The sequence below is a fragment of the Variovorax sp. P1_H12_2 genome (genome assembly GCF_056405335.1).
Genome location: NZ_JBFUCI010000717.1, coordinates 1 through 1,517, shown reverse-complemented (window position 1 = coordinate 1,517; position 1,517 = coordinate 1). Strand labels below are relative to the sequence as shown.

Sequence of the window (1,517 nt, the reverse complement as noted above, 5' to 3'; positions counted from 1 at the left end):
GGGTCGCGGGAGCCGCGGCTACCGGCACCACCGCGGTTCGCCTCGGCGCGGGAACGGCATCCGTGGCAGGCGCACGACGCGGCGCCGGCGCCGCATCGGCGGCGGCGGACTGCGCGCGCGGCGCCGATGGGCTGCTGCGCCGCACGGCAGGCGCTCCGACGCCGTCGGATCCCGGCAACCCGCCTTCCCCCGCGGCACGGCGCGCGGGGGCCCGTGGCGCCGGCTGTGTGGGCGCGGGAGCGGCGTCGGAAAAGCTCTGCGGACTGCGCGACATCACCGCTGGCGTCACGGCCCCGACCGGCACATCGGCCAGCAGCACGTAATTGCGCGTGGATTTCACATCGCAGCCGGCCCGCACGTTCACCGTGACCACGGGTTCCTCGATCGGACCGGTGGAGCGAACACGCATTCGGGAGCCGCCAGCAGCCGAGCCCGGCTCGAGCGATACAGTCACACGCCGGTCCGGGATCGCGGCGTCGCCCTGCAGCATCTCGGCCTCGAGACACAGGGAGCCGCCGGCTTCCGCGGCGTCGAGCGAAAGCGGAATCACCACGTCCATCGGCTTGCCGATCCAGACAGCCCCTTGAGGGCGACCGATCGTCAAGGCGGAGGATTCAAGAGCGAGGCTCAAAATGAGCAGGCTCGCCGCACGGCGTGGGAATTGCAAAATGAGCTGGGAATAGCAATCGAAAGTTGACACATTCTGACACGAGGGTCAGGGCGGATCATTCATCAAGAGACAATTATCAAATGACTACTGTGAACTATTCCAACATCGGCGTCATCGGCGCCGGCGCCATGGGCCGAGGCATCGCCCAGATTGCGGCGCAGGCCGGAAGCCGGGTCCTGCTGCTCGACAGCTTCGAAGGTGCCGCGGCCCGCGGACGCGACGCCATCCTCGCCCAGTGGCAGAAGCAGCACGAGAAAGGCAAGCTCGATGCCGACGGCCGGGACGCCCTCGCCGCCCGCGTGCAGGCGGTCGAATCGGTGCAGGCGCTCGCCGGCTGCGACCTGGTCATCGAAGCCGTGGTCGAGGACCTGGAAGTCAAGCGCCAGCTGTTCCGCGAACTCGAAGCCGTGGTCTCGCCCGCGGCGACGCTGGCCACCAACACCTCCTCGCTGTCGGTCACCGCGATCGCGACAGCCCTGAAACTGCCGGGGCGGATGGCCGGTTTTCACTTCTTCAATCCGGTGCCGCTGATGAAGGTAGTCGAGGTGGTGGCCGGCTTCAAGACCGAGCCCGAGGTCTGCCGGCAGTTGGCCGGCTATGCCACGCAGATGGGTCACAGCGCGGTGCAGGCCAAGGACACGCCCGGATTCATCGTCAACCACGCGGGGCGCGGCTATGGCACCGAGGCGCTGCGCATCGCCGGCGAAGGCGTGGCCGACTTCGCGACCATCGACCGCATCCTGCGCGACCAGGCCGGCTTTAGGCTCGGCCCCTTCGAACTGCTGGACCTGACCGCGCTCGACGTCTCGCATCCGGTGATGGAATCGATCTACCGCCAGTACTACGA

At 68.4% G+C, this 1,517-nt stretch carries 2 protein-coding genes; one reads left to right on the top strand and one right to left on the bottom strand.

Annotation, left to right across the window (positions count from 1 at the left end):
* Nucleotides 1-700, bottom strand: a 700-nt coding sequence (locus AC1D2K_RS34505; RefSeq protein WP_478094913.1) for a type IV pilus assembly protein FimV, incomplete at its 3' end; no start/stop codon positions are given.
* On the opposite strand from AC1D2K_RS34505, the gene AC1D2K_RS34500 reads away from it, so the two are divergent.
* On the top strand, nt 694-1,517 hold an 824-nt coding region (locus tag AC1D2K_RS34500; RefSeq protein WP_478094911.1), incomplete at its 3' end, for a 3-hydroxyacyl-CoA dehydrogenase NAD-binding domain-containing protein. The genes AC1D2K_RS34505 and AC1D2K_RS34500 overlap by 7 nt on opposite strands.